This is a genomic window from Streptomyces sp. iso_384, assembly GCF_056172905.1.
This window is the reverse complement of the sequence record NZ_JBWBTT010000001.1, coordinates 4,241,364-4,258,110: the sequence shown is the minus strand read 5'-3', so window position 1 is coordinate 4,258,110 and position 16,747 is coordinate 4,241,364. Positions and strand designations below refer to the sequence as shown.

General features: G+C 72.2%; 18 protein-coding genes. 14 read left to right on the top strand and 4 right to left on the bottom strand.

What is annotated here, in order from left to right:
• Window positions 1-7: 7 nt before the first annotated feature.
• Together AC0VY3_RS19060 and AC0VY3_RS19055 are read right to left on the bottom strand one after the other, a co-directional pair.
• Window positions 8-2,959, bottom strand: a complete 2,952-nt coding sequence (locus AC0VY3_RS19060) for a CARDB domain-containing protein (RefSeq protein ID WP_475550115.1) — start codon at window positions 2,957-2,959, stop codon at window positions 8-10.
• Window positions 2,960-3,123: 164 nt separating this feature from the next.
• Complete coding sequence (locus AC0VY3_RS19055; protein ID WP_475550114.1) at window positions 3,124-4,092, bottom strand: UbiA family prenyltransferase; 969 nt, start codon at window positions 4,090-4,092, stop codon at window positions 3,124-3,126.
• Window positions 4,093-4,210: 118 nt separating this feature from the next.
• Here AC0VY3_RS19055 and AC0VY3_RS19050 point away from each other — a divergent pair, with 118 nt between their 5' ends.
• The 11 genes from AC0VY3_RS19050 (at window position 4,211) to AC0VY3_RS19000 (ending at window position 12,242) form a co-directional block, all read left to right on the top strand.
• Entirely contained in the window at window positions 4,211-5,263 is a 1,053-nt protein-coding gene (locus AC0VY3_RS19050; protein WP_103508521.1) for a type III polyketide synthase, read from the top strand.
• Window positions 5,264-5,318: 55 nt separating this feature from the next.
• Complete coding sequence (locus tag AC0VY3_RS19045; protein WP_475550113.1) at window positions 5,319-5,846, top strand: isoprenylcysteine carboxyl methyltransferase family protein; 528 nt, start codon at window positions 5,319-5,321, stop codon at window positions 5,844-5,846.
• Window positions 5,843-6,859: an NAD(P)/FAD-dependent oxidoreductase gene (locus AC0VY3_RS19040; RefSeq protein ID WP_103508519.1), complete on the top strand. Its 1,017-nt coding sequence runs from the start codon at window positions 5,843-5,845 to the stop codon at window positions 6,857-6,859. The genes AC0VY3_RS19045 and AC0VY3_RS19040 overlap by 4 nt, the downstream gene beginning before the upstream one ends.
• Before the next feature lie 158 nt (window positions 6,860-7,017).
• A complete protein-coding gene (locus tag AC0VY3_RS19035; RefSeq protein ID WP_475550112.1) occupies window positions 7,018-8,709 on the top strand; it encodes an MFS transporter in 1,692 nt (563 codons plus the stop codon).
• Window positions 8,710-8,712: 3 nt separating this feature from the next.
• The gene (locus AC0VY3_RS19030) at window positions 8,713-9,168 is read left to right on the top strand and encodes a VOC family protein (protein ID WP_103508517.1); all 456 of its coding nucleotides are present in this window, start codon (window positions 8,713-8,715) and stop codon (window positions 9,166-9,168) included.
• A gap of 94 nt (window positions 9,169-9,262) precedes the next feature.
• Window positions 9,263-9,661, top strand: coding sequence for a DUF6221 family protein (locus AC0VY3_RS19025; RefSeq protein WP_103508516.1), 399 nt, complete (start codon window positions 9,263-9,265; stop codon window positions 9,659-9,661).
• Between the two features lie 77 nt (window positions 9,662-9,738).
• A complete protein-coding gene (locus AC0VY3_RS19020) occupies window positions 9,739-10,605 on the top strand; it encodes a hypothetical protein (protein WP_103508515.1) in 867 nt (288 codons plus the stop codon).
• A 1-nt stretch (window position 10,606) separates the two neighbouring features.
• Window positions 10,607-11,047, top strand: a complete 441-nt coding sequence (locus AC0VY3_RS19015; RefSeq protein WP_103508514.1) for a hypothetical protein — start codon at window positions 10,607-10,609, stop codon at window positions 11,045-11,047.
• A complete protein-coding gene (locus tag AC0VY3_RS19010) occupies window positions 11,044-11,361 on the top strand; it encodes a hypothetical protein (RefSeq protein ID WP_103508513.1) in 318 nt (105 codons plus the stop codon). The genes AC0VY3_RS19015 and AC0VY3_RS19010 overlap by 4 nt, the downstream gene beginning before the upstream one ends.
• A 66-nt stretch (window positions 11,362-11,427) precedes the next feature.
• Window positions 11,428-11,805, top strand: a complete 378-nt coding sequence (locus tag AC0VY3_RS19005) for a DoxX family protein (RefSeq protein ID WP_475550111.1) — start codon at window positions 11,428-11,430, stop codon at window positions 11,803-11,805.
• 233 nt (window positions 11,806-12,038) lie between these two features.
• Entirely contained in the window at window positions 12,039-12,242 is a 204-nt protein-coding gene (locus AC0VY3_RS19000; RefSeq protein WP_032791721.1) for a cold-shock protein, read from the top strand.
• A 76-nt stretch (window positions 12,243-12,318) separates the two neighbouring features.
• Here the strand turns inward: AC0VY3_RS19000 and AC0VY3_RS18995 are convergent, their stop codons facing one another.
• Window positions 12,319-12,567 (bottom strand): hypothetical protein, encoded by a 249-nt coding sequence (locus AC0VY3_RS18995; protein ID WP_103508511.1) that lies wholly within the window; start codon window positions 12,565-12,567, stop codon window positions 12,319-12,321.
• Between the two features lie 301 nt (window positions 12,568-12,868).
• On the opposite strand from AC0VY3_RS18995, the gene AC0VY3_RS18990 reads away from it, so the two are divergent.
• Together AC0VY3_RS18990 and AC0VY3_RS18985 are read left to right on the top strand one after the other, a co-directional pair.
• Window positions 12,869-13,960 carry a glutamate--cysteine ligase 2 gene (locus AC0VY3_RS18990; protein WP_103508510.1) on the top strand — a complete coding sequence of 364 codons (1,092 nt, stop codon included), beginning with the start codon at window positions 12,869-12,871 and terminating at the stop codon, window positions 13,958-13,960.
• A 52-nt stretch (window positions 13,961-14,012) separates the two neighbouring features.
• A complete protein-coding gene (locus tag AC0VY3_RS18985; RefSeq protein ID WP_103508509.1) occupies window positions 14,013-14,576 on the top strand; it encodes a type 1 glutamine amidotransferase domain-containing protein in 564 nt (187 codons plus the stop codon).
• 17 nt (window positions 14,577-14,593) lie between these two features.
• Here the strand turns inward: AC0VY3_RS18985 and AC0VY3_RS18980 are convergent, their stop codons facing one another.
• Window positions 14,594-15,622, bottom strand: coding sequence for a S66 family peptidase (locus tag AC0VY3_RS18980; protein ID WP_475550110.1), 1,029 nt, complete (start codon window positions 15,620-15,622; stop codon window positions 14,594-14,596).
• A 151-nt stretch (window positions 15,623-15,773) separates the two neighbouring features.
• Here AC0VY3_RS18980 and AC0VY3_RS18975 point away from each other — a divergent pair, with 151 nt between their 5' ends.
• The gene (locus tag AC0VY3_RS18975) at window positions 15,774-16,667 is read left to right on the top strand and encodes a siderophore-interacting protein (protein ID WP_242738975.1); all 894 of its coding nucleotides are present in this window, start codon (window positions 15,774-15,776) and stop codon (window positions 16,665-16,667) included.
• The last annotated feature ends 80 nt before the right edge of the window (window positions 16,668-16,747 follow it).

The window sequence follows — 16,747 nt, the reverse complement described above, 5'->3', positions numbered from 1 at the left end:
GCCGGGTCTACCGCTTCGCGCGGGCGCCGCTCGGGGTGCCGGTGATGGTGAACTGCGAGCCGGGCTCGATCAGTACATCGCCGTCGCGCGAGTCGGTGATCGTCACATCGGTGAGCGTCGCGTTGCCGCGGGCGCCGCCCATCGCGAGGATGCCGGATCCGTTGTTGGACCTGTCGATCCGGACGTTCTCGATCGTGACGTCCGGCATCAGTCCGCCGCCCGTCTTGAACTGGATGCCGTCATAGGTGGAGTCGATGATGTCCGTGTCGCGGATCGTGACCCCGGGGATCGGCAGATTCTGTGGGAAGAGGGTGATCGCGCCGAACTCCTGGTCCTCGTTCCAGAAGGCTCCGCCGGTGCGGTACAGGGCGTTGTCGGCGATCAGCGTCTGCCCGGAGAAGGGCAGCGGGTCGTGGTCGGTCGCCAGCATGATGGCCGGGTAGTTCATGGTGTCGGAGATGATGTTGTTCTCGATCTTGTTTCCGTAACCCCCGTAGATCGCGATGCCGTTGGCGCGCCACGGCAGCTGGATGGTGTTGTTGCGGAAGCTGTTGTCGTGGCCGATGTCGACGGACTGGTCCTTGACGTACTTGCTGGACCAGACGGCGAGCGCGTCGTCGCCGGTGTTGCGGAACGAGGAGTTGTAGACCGTGGAATTACGGGTGCCGTTGGCGAAGTTGATGCCGTCGGCGTAGGTGTTGCGGATCCGCATGCCGGTGAACTCGACGCCGTCTCCCGGGTTCCACAGCTCCTGGATGTTGTCGAAGTCGCGGCCGGCCCAGACGCCCACGTTGGCGTGCTCGATCCAGACGTCGCTGATCTTCGTGTCCTTGCCGAACCGGCCGTTGAGCGCGACGCCGCCCTCGTGGTTGCCGTCGCCGCCGCGGATGGTGCCCGAGCCGAAGATGGCGATGTCGGAGATTTGCGTGTTCTCGTCGATGTCGAAGCCGAAGTTGCCCTCGTGCGGGTGGTTGATGCCGCCCGCCTCGTGCGGCGGGGTCAGCGTGTAGAGCTGGGAGTGCCACATGCCCGCGCCGCGGATCGTCACGTCCCGGATGCCGACCTGGTTCCATTGGCCCCGGTCGAGCGGGTCGTCGGTGAGGATCTTCTGCTCCTGGCGCCACTGGCCCGCCGGGATCCACACACAGTCGATCTCGCCGTTCTGATTCGCCGTCACCGCGCGCTGGATCGCGTCCGTGTCGTCGATCCCGTCGTTCGCCACCGCGCCGTACGTCGTGATGGACACACAGCCTGACGGCTGCGAGGACGGCGCCGCCACCTGCTCCAGGTCGATCAGGTCGATGACGTAGAAGGAGGCGTTGTCGCTCGCGTCCCGCTGGAGGCGGAACTTGGTGCCCGCCGGGTAGGTCTGGGTGAGCAGGGCGTGGGACTCGTCGAACAGCCGCCGGGCGTCGCCGCCGGGGGTGTTGGTGAGTCCTTCGGGGCTGGCGGTGTTCCCGTACAGCCAGCTGTGCTTCGAGGAGAGGTCGAGTTTGCGGACGAACTCGCCGTCGGCGTACAGGCTGATGGTCGCCTCGCGGCCGCCACCGCCCGGAGCGTCCGGGATGGAGTTGCGGACGACGACGGAGTTCGACGGGGCGGTCGAGGTGAACTCCACGAACTCACCGGTGGAGTCGAGCCGCACCGACTCGCGGCCGGAGGACTCGGTGGCGTAGTTGGTGTGCCCGAAGGTGCGCACGGCGTCGGACTGCAGCAGCGTGCCGTCGTACTCGGCGTCCTCCGCCTCCAGTTCGGTGTACGGTACGGCCGCGCCGCGTCCGACGACGATGGAGCGGGCGAAGACGTTGTTGGTCTCGCTGGTCTCCGCGACCAGGTTCGTGGCGTCCGCGGTGGCGGTCAGCGTCGCGCCGCCGCTCGCCGCCGTCCAGCTGCCGCCCGGCGTGACGTTCGCGGTGGCGCCCGCCGCGATGGCCGGGGTGGTGCCGTTGAGCGTGGTGGAGCCGACGGTCAGCCGGGTGACGGTGCCCGCGCTCACCGCGCTGGTGCCGCGGTTGTGCACCGCCACGGTGAAGGTCACCGCCGCGCCGACCGCCGGGTTGGCCGGGCTGGAGGTGATGGAGCGGACCTCCAGGTCCGGGCCCGGACTCTGCCCGACCACCAGCGGCGAACCGGTGGTACGGCTGTTGTTGGTGTTGTCCGACTCGACGATGGTGTCGGTCGGGTCCACCAGGGCCGAGACGGTGTACGAGCCCTCCGGCCGCTTGCCGACCTCGACCGAGATCCCGGCCGAGGCTCCTGCGGCGAGCGGGCCGACCGGGGCGCTTCCCACGACCACGCCGCCCAGGCTCACATTGACGGTCGTCGCGGGGGAGGGGGCCGAACCGATGTTGCGTACGGTCCCCCCGACCGTGATGTCATCGGTCTCGGACGGGGAGGACGGGCTCCAGGAAAGCGCGCTCACGGTGAGGTCGGGGTTGGGTGCGGCCGTCCCCAGGACCTGGATCTCGGCCACCTGGGCGCCCGGCGCCCCGGTGTTGGAGAAGAACCTGAGCTGGAGGTCGGCGACCCGTCCGTCGACCGGGACGGTCACCGTGTTCTGGTTGCCGCTCGGGTCGAACGCATAGCCGGCGCGGGCCCGCAGCGAGGTGAAGGCGGTGCCGTCCTGGGTCCGGCCGAGCACCTGGATGTCCTGCGTCCGGCTCGCCCAGATCGGATCCGGGTTGAGCTTGACCACCACGGACTCCAGGTCCGCGTCGGCCCCGAGCTTCACCGTGAGGTCGGCGGGGAGCCCGTTCGACTCCCAGTAGCTGTCGACCTTGCCGTCGTTGGCGTTGGCGGCCGGGAACTCGCCGTGCGATCCGCTGGCGGTGACGGCCTTGCCGCGGGCCAGATCGGTGGCCTCAGCCGCGCTCGCGGTGACGGGCAGGAGTCCGACGGAGACCATTCCGGCTATCAGAAGCCCGGTGATCGACCGTCCGGTGGGTCGTTTCCATCTCATGGCGTCCTCTGCTTCCACAATATTTGAGGTGGCAAGTCAATCTTTTGCAGTCGGAGGTTCATAGATTTCTGCGCTGTTTCGGATTTGTCAACGGTCCTCGCATGGGCATGTCATTGAGGCGCAGAAAGTGACGATGCGTCAGGTGTGGGGTCGGGCAAGCCCGTTCAGGACCCCGTCGCGCCCCGGGTCAGCAGCAGCGCCAGGTCCACCGCCGCCACGGCCACCGCTCCGGCCAGCGCGGCCTTGCGCCACCGGTGGCCGAGCGCCGGGCCCACGAGTGCCGCCGCTCCGGCGAGGGCCAGCGCCGCCGCACCTTTGGCGTCCACCGGTCCGCGCGGCCCGAGCACCAGCACCGCCGTGGCGCCGACGAGCGGCAGCGGCAGCAGTAGCCGGGTCCCCGCGTCGCCCAGCCGGTGCGGCAGCCCGCGGATTCCGGCCACCCGGTCCGCCGCGATGTCCGGGAGTGTGTCGGCCAGATGCGCCGCGAACCCGAGCAGGGCCCCGGCCGCCACCGTCCACCACCGGGGCCACGGTCCGTCCGGCCGGGAGAGGGCGACCGCGGCGGGCAGGGCGCCGAATCCGGCGACGTACGGCAGCCAGGACAGAGCGGTCGCCTTGAGCCGCACGTTGTAGAGCCAGGCGGCCGCGACCGCGGCGAGGTGCACCGTACCGGCGAGGATCCCGCAGGCCAGTGAGAGCGGTACGCACAGGGCGAGCGCGCCGCCCGCCGCCGCCCAGACCATGCCCGGTGTCACCGTGCCATCGGCCGCGGGCTTCCCCCTGCGGCCCGCGCGGGCGTCACGCCGCGCGTCGTACGCGTCGTTGCACCAGCCCACCGAGAGCTGGCCGGTCAGCACCGCCACCGTGACCAGCGCGGAGCGCGGTCCGCCGAGACCGGAGCCGAGGGCGAGGGCGCAGCCGAGCGCGGTCACCGCGAGCGCCGGCCCCGGGTGACACGCGAGCACGAGCCCTACGACCGGGCCCCGTCGCACCGAGCCGACCGGAACCGAGCCCGCCGGAGCCGATTCCGCCGGAATCGCGCGGCCCGGAGCGGCGTCCGCCGGAACCGCGCCCACCGGATCCGCTCGGACCGTAACCGCGTCCGCCGGGCTCACCCCGTCCGTGGCGTCCATCGGGCGATCGTAGGGGCCTGTCGCCCCGTCAATGCGATGACCGGGCGGGTCCTTTGCCACGATTCATGATGTTTTGCGGGCAGGATGGGGTCATGACGCCACCGAAGCAGGAGGCAGGATGACCCGCATCGCCGCGGTGCACGGGGCCCTGCCGCCCCACCGCCACACCCAGCGCGAGGTCACCGACATGGTGGCCCGGACCTGTCTGCCGTCCGGCGCCGACCGCCGGGTCCTGGACCGGCTCCACGAGAACGCCCGGGTCCGCACCCGGCACACCGTGCTGCCGCTGGACGCCTACCGCGACCTCGACGGCTTCGGCGCCTCCAACGACGTGTTCATCCGCTCCGCCGTCGACCTCGGCGCCCAGGCCGTACGCGGTGCGCTGCGGGCGGCGGGGCTGCGGCCCACCGATGTGGACCTGCTGATGTTCACTTCCGTCACCGGCATCGCCGCCCCCTCCGTCGACGCCCGGCTGGTGACCCGCCTCGGGATGCGGTCGGACGTCAAACGGCTGCCCGTCTTCGGCCTCGGCTGCGTCGCCGGAGCCGCCGGGACGGCCCGGCTGCACGACTACCTCCTCGGCCACCCCGACGACGTGGCCGTGCTCCTGTCGGTCGAGCTCTGCTCCCTCACCTTCCAGCGCCAGGACACCTCGCCCGCCAACCTGGTGGCGACCGCGCTGTTCGGCGACGGAGCCGCCGCCGTGGTCGCGCTCGGCGGCCGCCGGGCCGTCGCCGGACCCGAGATCGTGGCCACCCGCAGCCGGATGTACCCGGACACCGAGCACGTCATGGGCTGGGACATCGGCTCCACCGGCTTCACCGTGGTCCTCGACCCCGCGGTGCCCGATGTCGTCCGCCGCTATCTCGCCGACGACGTACGGGAGTTCCTCGACGAGCACGGCCTCAAACCGAAGGACGTCGCCCATTGGGTGAGCCACCCGGGCGGCCCCAAGGTGCTGGAGACCGTCACCGAGGTCCTCGATCTGCCCGACGGCGCGCTCGACGTCACCTGGCGCTCGCTGGCCGACGTCGGCAACCTGTCCTCCTCCTCGGTCCTGCACGTCCTGCGGGACACCATCGAGCAGCGCCGCCCGGAACCGGGCACCCCCGGGCTGCTGCTGGCCATGGGGCCGGGATTCTGCTGCGAACTGGTGCTCCTGCGCTGGTAGGACGGAGAGACCCGATGGCCCGCCACCCGCGCCCGCCCGTGAACGGGAGCCCCGTATGACCTGGTACACCCTCCTGGTGCTGGCGGTCGCCGCCGAGCGCCTCGCCGAACTCGTCGTGGCCCGCCGCAACACCGCCTGGAGCCTCGCTCGCGGCGGCACCGAATCGGGCCGCGGGCACTATCCGGCCATGGTCGCCCTGCACACCGCCCTGCTGGCCGGCTGCCTGGCGGAGGTCCGGCTCACCGACCGCCCCTTCCCGCCCGTCCTCGGCTGGACCATGGTCGCCGTCGTCGTGGCCGCGCAGGCGCTGCGCTGGTGGTGCATCCGCACGCTCGGCCCCCGCTGGAACACCCGCGTCATCGTCGCCCCCGGCCTGCCCCGCGTCACCGATGGCCCCTACCGGTGGCTGGGTCACCCCAACTACGTCGCCGTCGCCGCCGAAGGCCTCGCACTGCCCCTGGTCCACGGGGCGTGGGCGACCGCCCTGGTGTTCACCGCCCTCAACGCCGCGCTCATGGCCGTACGGATCCGGTGCGAGGACCGGGCGCTGGCCCGCCTCCCGGCCGTGGACGCACCGGCGTGATCGACATCCTGGTGGCCGGCGGCGGACCGGCCGGACTGGCCGCCGCGATCCGGGCCGCGCAGGCGGGCCTGGAGGCGGTGGTCGTCGAGCCGCGCACCGCACCCGTGGACAAGGCGTGCGGCGAGGGCATCATGCCCGGCGGCCTCGCGGCCCTGCGCGACCTCGGCGTCCGGGTGACGGGCCATGAGCTGCGCGGTATCCGCTACACCGACGGCCGGCGCAGCGCGGAGGCGGCCTTCCGGGGCGGCTCCGGCGCGGGCGTCCGCCGCACCGAACTCCACACCGCCCTGCACGAGCGGGCCGCCGCCCTCGGCGTACGCGTCGTCGCCGGAAAGGCGGGGGAGATCCGGCAGGACGAGCGCACCGTCACCGCCGCCGGACTCACCGCGCGCTGGCTCATCGCCGCCGACGGCCTCCACTCGCCGCTGCGCCGCACCCTGGGCCTCGACCGGCCGGTCCCCGGGCCCGGACGCTACGGTCTGCGCCGCCATTATCCGCTCGCCCCGTGGACCGACCACGTCGAGGTGCACTGGGCGCGGCACGGCGAGGCGTACGTGACCCCGGTCGGCGAACGCCTGGTGGGGGTGGCCGTCCTGAGCCGCGACCGCCGCCCCTACGACCAGCATCTGGCCGCCTTCCCCGCCCTCGCGGCCCGGCTCGCGGACGGCCCCGGGGCCACCCCCGTACGCGGGGCCGGTCCGCTGCGGCAGCGGGCGCTGGACCTGCGGGCCGGGCGCGTCCTGCTGGTCGGCGACGCCGCGGGCTATGTGGACGCCCTGACCGGGGAGGGCATCGCCCTCGCGGTGGCCACCGCCACGGTCGCGGTCGACTGCCTGACCGCCGGGCGGCCCGAGGACTACCCCCGCCGCTGGGCCCGGGCCACCCGACGCTACCGCCTGCTCACCGCGGCCCTGCTGGGCGCCGCCGGCCATCCGTCCTCGGGGCGGCTGATCGTCGCCGCGGCCCACCGGGCGCCCGCCGTCTTCCGCGCCGCGGTCCACGCGCTGCAGTGAACCGAGAGGCCCGCGCGGACCCGCCGACGGCTCGATTGGCGAGGCCCCGGGTTCCGTCATAACGTCGGTCGGGCGAACGTCCGCGTTCACCAGACCGACGCGGAGACCGGCCGCTCCCACGGGGCGTACCGCCCTCGGCACGAGAGACGAACCGCACTATGACGGGCTCCCACGCGACCCCCGCAGACTCGGCACAGACCTCTGACCGACACCGGGGCGGACTGGCGCTGCTGGTCATCGCCTCGTGCCAGCTGATGGTGGTGCTCGACGTCACCATCGTCAACATCGCGCTGCCGCACATGCAGAAGGACCTGGGGTTCTCCACCGAGAACCTCTCCTGGGTGGTCAACGCCTACACCCTGACCTTCGGCGGACTGCTGCTGCTCGGCGGACGCCTCGGCGACATCCTCGGACGCCGCCGGGTCTTCATCTTCGGCGTGCTCCTCTTCGTCTTCGCCTCGCTGCTCGGCGGACTGTCCCAGGAGGGCTGGCAGTTGCTGGCCGCCCGCTCCCTCCAGGGGGTCGGCGGCGCCATCGCCTCGCCCACCGCCCTGTCGCTGATCACCACCACCTTCCGCGAGGGCCCCGAACGCAACCGCGCGTTCGGGGTGTTCGCCGCCGTCTCGGCGGGCGGCAGCGCGATCGGACTGCTCGCCGGCGGGCTGTTGGTGGAGTGGCTGGACTGGCGCTGGGTGCTGTTCGTGAACGTCCCCATCGGCCTGCTGATCGCCTTCGCGACCCCGCGCTTCATCCCCGAGTCCGAACGCCGTCCGGGCCACTTCGACATCGCCGGCGCGCTCACGTCGACGGTCGGTATGGTGCTGCTCGTCTACGGCTTCATCCGCGCCTCCGAGGACGGCTGGACCGACCCGCTCACCCTCGGCTCGTTCGCGGTCGCCGTGGTGCTCCTCGCAGTGTTCATCATGGTCGAACGCGGCTCGAAACAGCCCATCACGCCACTGTGGATGTTCCGCGACCGCAACCGCGCCGGGTCCTACGCGATGATGCTCAGCCTCGCCGCGGCGATGTTCGGGATGTTCTTCTTCCTGACCCTGTTCGTGCAGAACGTCCTCGACTTCAGCCCGCTGCGAGCCGGCCTCGCCTTCCTGCCGGTGAGCGCCGTCATCGCGGTGAGCGCCGGCCTGGCCTCGCAGCTGCTGCCCCGCTGGGGACCCAAACCCTTCATGGTGGTGGGCGCGCTCCTGGCCGCCGTCGGGCTCGGCTGGCTGACGCTGACCGACGTCCACAGTTCCTACGTCGGCTCGATCCTCGGCCCGATGCTGGTGTTCGGCTTCGGCATGGGCATGCAGTTCGTGTCGCTGACCCTGATGGCGGTCTCGGGCGTCGCCCCGAAGGAGGCGGGCGCCGCCTCCGGCATCCTCAACGCCACCCAGCAGGTCGGCGGCTCGCTGGGGCTGTCGATCCTGGTCACGACGTTCGGCACGGCCAGCCGCAACGAGGCGACCGACCAGGTGCCGAAGTTCCTCCGAGAGGGCACCCCCGCCCAGCTCCTGGAGTTCCGCAGGACCGGCGAGCTGCCGCCGCCCTGGGGCGACGAGGTCCTCACCTCGGGCGTCTCCAGCGCTTTCATCGTCGCCGCGTGCTTCGCCGTGTTCGCCGCCCTGGTCGCCCTGTTCATCATCCAGGTCCGGCCCGCCGACCTGGCCCGCCTCCAGGGCAGCGCGACACCGCTCGCCGGGGAGACGGAAGCGGCCGGAAAGGTCGAGGACGGGACCGCGGAAGCGGACGCCGCGGCAGACGCGTCGCGCCCCGGCCCGGACACACCACGAACCGCCCCGGACGAACCGGGGGCCGGCCCGGACACCGACCGACCCGCGAAAGGGCACTGACCCATGGACTGGACCCTCGAAGTGATCGTGCTTCCCGTGACCGACGTCGACCGGGCCCGGGACTTCTACCGGGACAGGGTCGGCTTCCACGTCGACATCGACGGCGAGGTGATGCCGGGCGCCCGCGTCGTCCAGCTCACACCGCCCGGATCCGGGTGTTCGATCGCCCTCACCGAAGGACTGCCCAACCCGACCGGAGACCCGCAGCCGGGCACGTACCACGGCCTCCAGCTCTGCGTCACCGACATCGAGGCCGCGCACGCCGAGCTGGTCGCCCGGGGCGTCGAGGTCTCCGAGCCGCAGCGGTACGCCCCCGACGACGGCGCGACCTTCATGTACTTCACCGACCCGGACGGCAACGGCTGGGCGGTGCAGGAGTACCGCCGCCGAGAGACCGAGCCCCTGCACAAGGTCCTCGCCGACCTGGCCGCGGGCGGTGCGGGGGACACGGTGGGGTGAACCGGATGCGTAGGTGGATCGTGCCGCGTCCGTTCCACCAGAATGCTCCCCGTATCGAGTGCAGAGATCCATCAGCGCAAGGGAGCGGCATCCAATGGCCGGCAACGCAGACATGGTGGCCTTCGTCAAGGCACGGCTCGCCGACGAGGAACAGGTCGCCCTGGCCGCCGGCGGGGACCGATGGCGGTGCCCGGCCGACGTGCCGGGCGAGGTCCACGACCGCACCGGCGGCGTGGCGTTCACGGTGCGCGGCCGGGGCTTCGACCAGCACATCGCCCTCCAGGACCCCGCGCGGACCCTGGAGCGCATCGAGACCAACCGCGTGATGCTCGGAGAGTACGTCGAGGTGGCCGACCTGGACACCGACCGCCCGGCCGAGGACTTCCGCTCCGGCCGTGCGGTGGGCCTGGGCTTCGCCGTACGGCAGCTCGCCGCGGAGTACGCGAGCCACCCCGACTACCAGGCGCGCTGGCTGCCCCGGTTCATCCAGTGAATCCCGCAAGTGCCCGTGCACCAAGCCCTGTTGATCGATAGCATCTGCCCATCGGCCTACCCGGGGGAGCTGCGCGCGTGCCCGACGTCTGGGAGAACACCCGATCACGGTGGGAGAGCGTCCGGCACGCGGTGGACGGCGGCGGCCCGGGGCCCGGGCCCGGCGTGGCCACCCTGAACGGACGGCTCGGCCTCTCGGTCAACCCCATCGCCGTCACCGGCGAGGCGGGCGCAGGCAAGACCGTCCTGTACGACGCGCTGACCCAGTCGATCCGCACCGGCGACAGCGACAGCACCCGCAGCCCCGACATCGAGAAGCACGCCACGGTCCTGCGCTCAGGCAACCGCCGCACCCGGGCCGCCATCACCGTGATCCCGGGGCAGCTGTCCACCCAGCGGCAACGGGCCCTGCACGACACGATGCAGGGCGAGGCCTCCCCGCACGGCATCGTCCACGTCGTCTGCTGGGGGCACAACAGGATCTGGCAGCGCGCCTCCCAGCGCGACGTCCACGAGGCGCTCGCCGCCGACGGCGACGTGGACCAGGAAGCCGTACGGAACTGGCACCGCCGCAAGGAGGCGGCCGACTTCCGGCTGCTGGTCGACGCGATCATCGACGGACAGCTGGCCAAACGGCTGCGCTGGCTGATCGTGGCGGTGTCCAAGAGCGATCTGTACTGGGACCGGCTCGACGAGGCGCGCGACCACTACATCCCCGGGCGGTCCCGACGCGAGTCCCCGTTCGCCGCGCTCATGCGGGACCTGGAGAACGAGACGTCGCTGCGGCTGTCCGTCCTCCCGATGGCCTCCCGGCTGATCCGCCACCAGTTCCTGCCGGGGCTGCCCGTGCAGACCTCCCAGCTCGACGACGCGCAGATCGGCGCGCTGCGCACCCATTTCGGCCAGGAACTCCAGTCGTTCATCACCCAGCGGAACGGGGGCTGACATGGCCGCGATCGACGGCGGAGCGGCGTTCCTGCGGACCCTGGCGGCCGCGGAACGGCGACTGGCCGGCGTCCAGGCCCTGAGCGCCCGGCTGCGCCGGGTCCGCCGGCCCCGGATCGCCTCGGCCGCGCTCTCGGTGCTGATCCCGGTGGTGCTGGCGCTCGCCGCCGCCACCGGCGACGGCCCCGGGGGCGTGCTCGTCGTGGTCGGCCTGATCGTGGCGGCGCTCGCGTTCGCGGCCTGCGTCGCCCTCCTGCTGAGGATCGAACGGCCCCTGAACCGGCGGTTCGCCCAGGAGGAACGCGCCATGGTCGAAGAGGTGAACCGGATGCGGGAGCTGTTCACCCATGTCGCCGAGCGCGACCGGTGGGAGGAACGGCTGAAGCAGTCGGTCCGTGAACGTCTCTCCCGCTTCCCGGTGGAGAGCGGGGCGTTCCGGTGATCCGACGCCTGACCCTTTTCTTCGGCCTGGTGGCCTTCCCGGCGGCCCTGTTCACCTCGGCCGGATACGTTCTGGCCACCCGGGAGCCCGGACCGTACCAACGGGCGTTCGAGGGCCAGTGGGACGCCATTGCGGCAGGGTTCGCGGTCACCGTGTGCGGGGTTCTGGCCGTGGCCCACGGGATCCGGCTCTGCTTCAGCGTGCTCGGCGGCTTCCAGCCCGACAACGTACGCCGGGGAACGCTGGCCCTGGTCGCCGGACTGCTCGTCTGCGGTGTGGGGTTGCTGCTGCTCTGGCGGCTGCTGGCGCCCTGAAGGGTGCGGGACGCGCCGGGAACCCGTAACTTACTCCCAAGTAAGTCCCGTCGTCCAAGGAGAAGCATGTCCCGCCAAACGCGTTCCGCCGTCCTGCTGGCCGGGCTCATGGGCGGAGCGGCGGTGCTCCACTTCGCCGTCCCGAAGGCCTTCGACTCCACCGTGCCCCGGATCCTGCCCGGAAAGCCGCGCACCTGGACGTATGCCAGTGGAGTGGCCGAACTCGCCCTGGCCGCGGGCCTCGCCCACCCCCGGACCCGGGCGTCCGCCGCCCGGGTGACCGCCGGCTTCCTCGTCGGAGTGTTTCCGGCCAATATGCAGATGGCCGTCGACTGGCGTCACCGGTCCCGGCCGGAGCGGGTCGCGGCCTGGGCCCGGCTGCCGCTCCAGGTGCCGCTGGTCCTGTGGGCGCGCGGTGTCGCCCGGGGCGCCGACAGGCCCTGAACGGACCGTAGTCGGTGTGGTACGAGCCGGTGACCGTGAAGGTGATCCACAGCAAAATGGCGTTGCTCTCTGGTGAGGAGTGATCCCGCCGTGTAGCGTCGCCGGAAGATGTCGTGGTTCGCAGTACCTGCCCGCGCCTGGCGCGGGCGTTTTGCTGTGCAGTGCCTGAGAACCAGGGCGATCACCTCCGGGTCCGCGCGGTGCGGATCCGTTTACTGCTGAGAGGTACAGGCATGGCCAGCGGAACCGTCAAGTGGTTCAACTCGGAAAAGGGCTTCGGCTTCATCGCGCAGGACGGCGGCGGCCCCGACGTCTTCGCGCACTACTCCAACATCAACTCCTCCGGCTTCCGTGAGCTCCAGGAAGGCCAGGCGGTGACCTTCGACATCACCCAGGGCCAGAAGGGCCCGCAGGCGGAGAACATCACCACCGCCTGATCCGGGTCGACCGACCCCGGAGCCCCGGAACGCGCCGCGTTCCGGGGCTCCGGGGCGTTCGGACGTCGGACACGCCCTAGCCCGTCGACTCGTCCGGGGCCGGATGCTCCTCGGGGTGCGCGCCCGCGTTGCGCGGCGCGTTCCGGCCGGCGCCGGCCTCGTCCAGCTCGGGATGTTCCTCCTGGCGTGCCACCCGGTCCGGCACCGGTATGTCGAGAGCGTCCTCGCCCTCCTGGCTCTGCTGGTCCGGCAGATCCGCCGGTACGGGGGGCGGGCTGCCGGAAGCCCCGGTGTAGGCGGTGCCTTCCGGCCTGCGGTCGGTCATGAGAGCTTCCTTCCGTACGGCCCCGAGTGTGACCCGGGGGACGAATGACGCGCCCTGGTGGGTACCCGCTGCCGGGCGGAGCAGTCCCCGTCCGGTGCGGCCCGGAGCAAGCCCCGGCCTCCCGAACCACGCTACGGGAGAAGATGCGGGGCCCGCGATGCCCGGCCATATTGGGAGCTCCGGGCCACCTGCCGGAGTGCGCCGCGCGGCGCGGAGCGGTGGATTCGCCGCCCGTGGCGTGTGACCCCCCCGTGCACGGGTACCCGCCTGGCTCGCCGCCGATCGTCGAAAGGGAGGCGCTGTGGCCCGCACGGTGGGTGTCGAGGAGGAACTGCTGCTGGTCGACGCGGCGAGCGGAGAGGCCCGGGCGCTGTCCTCGGCGGTGCTGGCGCTCGCCGAGAAGAACGCGGCCGGTGAGTCGGCCTTCGAGCCGGAGCTGCACCGCCAGCAGCTGGAATTCGCCACGCATCCGTGCGCGGACATGGGCGAACTCGCCGACGCGGTCCGCCGATGGCGGGCCGAGGCCGTGCGGCACGCCGCCGACGCCGGGACCTCGGTCGTGGCCATGGCGACCTCGCCGCTGCCGGTCAGCCCGACGATCGGCACGGGCGAGCGGTACCGGTGGCTGGCGGAGCACTACGGGCTGACCGCGCAGGAGCAGCTGACCTGCGGCTGCCACGTCCATGTCTCGGTGGCCTCGGACGAGGAGGGCGTCGCCGTGCTCGACCGGATGCGCTGCTGGCTGCCCGTCCTGCTCGCCCTGAGCGCCAATTCTCCGTTCTGGCAGGGCCAGGACAGCGGGTACAGCAGCTATCGCAGCCAGGTGTGGGGCCGGTGGCCGTCGGCCGGTCCGGTGGACGTCCACGGCTCGGCCGAGGCGTACCACGACCGGGTGCGGTCCCTGGTGGGCACCGGAGCACTCCGGGACGAGGGAATGATCTACTTCGACGCGCGGCTCTCGCACCGCTACCCCACCGTGGAGGTCAGGATCGCGGACGTCTGCCTGGACCCGGCCGACACCGTGCTGCTGGCCACCCTGGTGCGAGGTCTGGTGGACACGGCCGCCCGGGAGTGGCGCGCCGGAGTGCCGCCCCCGGACATCGACACGTCCCTGCTGCGCGTGGCCACCTGGCGGGCGGGCCGCTCGGGACTGGAGGCCCGGCTGGTCCACCCCCGCACCCTGCGCCCGGAGCCCGCCCCCGACGTCCTGCGGGCCCTGCTGCACCACGTGCGGGACGCCCTGGAGGACAACGGCGACCGGGAATCCGCGGAGGGCGCCCTGGCCGCGGTGCACCGGCGCGGCAACGGGGCACGGGTGCAGCGCGACATCCTGGCGCGGACCGGGAGCCTGCGCGACACCGTCGCCGCATGCGTCCGCATCACGGCGAACTGAACGGCACCGGAGAACCGGTAGAAGCCGGAGCACTCAAGGAACGGAGCAGTCCATGTCCACCACCGCTCTCGACGACCGCCGGATTCTGGCCATCGTCACCAACTACGGGGTCGAGCAGGACGAACTCGTCGTCCCCGTGGAGCACCTGCGCGGACACGGGGCGCAGGTCAGCGTGGCCGCGGTCGACACCGACCAGATCCGCACCCTCGTCGGCGACCGAGACCCCGGCGAAACCGTGCGGCCCGACCTCACGCTGGACGACGTCGACCCCGCCGCGTACGACCTCCTGCTGGTCCCGGGCGGCACGCTGAACGCCGACTCGCTGCGCCTGGAGGAGGCCACCACCCGGATCGTCAGCTCGTTCGCCGCGTCCGGCCGGCCGGTGGCCGCCATCTGCCACGGGCCGTGGGCGCTGATCGAGGGCGGCTACGTCCGGGGCAAGACGCTGACCTCGTACGCCTCGCTGCGCACCGACATCACCAACGCCGGCGGCACCTGGGTCGACAAGCCGGTGGTCCGCGACGACGCCGAGGGCTGGTCGCTGATCACCTCACGCAACCCCGGCGACCTGGACGACTTCCTCGGCGAGATCGACGCCGTGCTCGCCGAGGCCTGAGCCGCCCGTCACGGCGGTCAGTCCAGTGTCTGGGTCAGCTCGCAGCGCGTCGCTGTGTGCACGACCCGGGCGCGCGCTCCATTGACCAGCGGGAGGACCGGTTGCACATGACCGCACTCGACGTCGGCCACGATCGGCACATTCAGCGGTCCGAGTGCGTCCAGCACGGCCTGGTGCTGCGTGAGTGAGTCCCTGTCCGGGGCCGAGGTCCGGCCGACGAGTACGGCGTCGGCCGCGTCGAAGAATCCGGCCAGCCGCATGCCGTGCAGATTGCGGCAGATGGTGAACGCGTCGTGGCCGCCGGCCTCCACGTACACGAGAAGCCCCTCCGGGGCGTGCGCCCGGGCGAACGCGGAGGTGTCGAGATACGGCGTGCCCGCGACGTTGGCCAGCATCTCGATACAGCCCCCGATGAGCCGCCCCTCGACGTCCACGTCTCCGCTGCCGTCCAGCCGGATCCACCGGCCCGGGGTGTCGAGCGTGAAGGCACGGACGTCCGGCTGTTTCGCGTAGTCGTCCCGGCCCGTGGCCCGGTGCCGCTCGGGCGGGATCTGGGTGAACCGGTGTCCCGGCGGCGCGGCGACGATGTCGAGCCAGGACACCAGCCCTTCCGGCACCCGGTAGGGGGTGTCCATGAGGTTGTTCCCGTGTAAGGTCACCGCCCCGGTGAGGAGGGTCAGCGGGGTCATGACGGTCGACAGGTCCGAGTAGCCCACCACCCAGGTCGGCTCGGCCTCCCGCAGCCGGTCCCAGTCGAGCAGCGGCAGCAGGTCGATCGCGGTCTCCCCGCCCCACGGCGGCACCACGGCCCTGATCCCGGGGTCCGTCAGCATCGCCGTCAGCTCTGCGGCCCGGTCGGCGGCGGGCGCGCTGGCATGCCCGGAGCCGTCCATGCACCGGCCGGTCACGACCTCGTACCCACGCGCCTCCACCTCGCGCACCGACACGGCGAGCCGCTCGCGCAGCTCCTCGGGCACTCCGCTGGACGGAGAGGTGATACCGATGCGGTCGCCGGGACGTAGGGGGCCGGGGTAGCGAACAGGCATGCGCCGGATTCTGGCACGGTTCCCGGAGGTGATGGCCGAGGCCGTCTCGAGCCCGCACCCCTGGAAGGTTAGGCTGACCTAAGTCAATTCGGTTCTCTCGTCCGGCGGGCGAGGCGTTCAGGCCGACCACGCGTACGAAGGGGCAGTGTCCATGACGATCCACCGAGCCGTCGTCGCCCGAGTGCTGCCGCTCTCCGCGACCATGACCCGCGTCACCTTCCACGGCGAAGGTCTGGCGGGCTTCGGGTCCACCGGGGTAGGCGACGAGTACGTGCGGATCTTCCTTCCGCACGGCCCGGACCGCACCGACGTCTCGCTGCCCCGGACGACCGAGCAGGGCGGGTGGGAGACCCCCGAGGGGCAGCCCGTCGCGCCGATGCGCACGTACACGATCCGCGCGGTGCGCCCGGAGGAGGGCGAGGTCGACATCGACTTCGTGCTCCACGAGGGCGGTGTCGCGTCCGGCTGGGCCGCCGAGGCGCGGCCCGGCGACGTGGTCGGCGTCAACGACCCCACCGGGCTCTACAACCCCCCGGCCGATCTCACCTGGCAGGTGCTGGTCGCCGACCAGACCGGTCTGCCCGCCGCCGCCCGCCTGCTGGAGAACACCCAGGACCACGTCAGGACCCGGGTGGTACTGGAGGCGCCCGACCCCTCGGCCGTACTGCCGCTGCGGGAGCTGCCCGACTCCAAGGTGACGTGGACCTATGGCGGAAACGGCCACGGACCGAGCCGGCTGGCCGACCTGGTGGCCGCCGCGGTCCCGCCCGGCACGGATCTCGCGGGCGGGTACGTGTGGGTCGCGGGGGAGACCAACGCCCTCCGTACGGTGCGCCGTTACCTCCGCCGCGAGCTGGGGCTCCCGGCGGAGCGCTTCAAGGTCGTCGGTTACTGGATACCGAACTCCGACACCTGGACCGAGCGGTACGAGGCGCTGCCCGACGCGGTGCGCTCCGAGCTGGAGGCCCTCTGGGACAACCCGGCCGGCGACTCCGAGGACCTCACCATCCGCTACGAGGCCCGCCTGAGCGACCTCGGGCTCTGACCGGGCCCGGGGCGGCTTCTCGGTCGACGTGGTCGTGACGGGGATCGGGCTCGCCTCGCGGCGGGCTCCGTCGGGTCCGG